Origin of the sequence: Vibrio variabilis (assembly GCF_003263785.1) — a bacterium.
Classification (GTDB): domain Bacteria; phylum Pseudomonadota; class Gammaproteobacteria; order Enterobacterales; family Vibrionaceae; genus Vibrio; species Vibrio variabilis.
Genome location: NZ_JYJK01000155.1, coordinates 1 through 282 on the forward strand (window position 1 = coordinate 1; position 282 = coordinate 282).

Sequence of the window (282 nt, forward strand, 5' to 3'; positions counted from 1 at the left end):
GTCTCAGTTGACTCAACCAGTTCATCATCCACCGTTGGCAAGATAATGTCGAACGTCGTCACGCCGATTGGCACATTGAGGTTGCCATCCACCAGGGTCACGTTGTTAGTGAAGCTGATGTTCGCTAAATCCACATCAACCGATTCAGGCAACGTTAGAGGGTATTCCACTGGGGATTGGGTGATTTCAGACAGTGTTACACTGAAGACCATATCGTCGCCTTCGATAACCGAGTCATCTTCACCGGCCACCTCAATCGAAGTCACCGACGGTTTGTCGTTG

The 282-nt window shown here is 50.0% G+C and carries 1 pseudogene; it reads right to left on the reverse strand.

Features of this window, described 5'->3' with window-relative positions:
• A pseudogene (locus TZ48_RS24245) lies at positions 1 to 282 on the reverse strand (hypothetical protein); the annotation flags it as partial.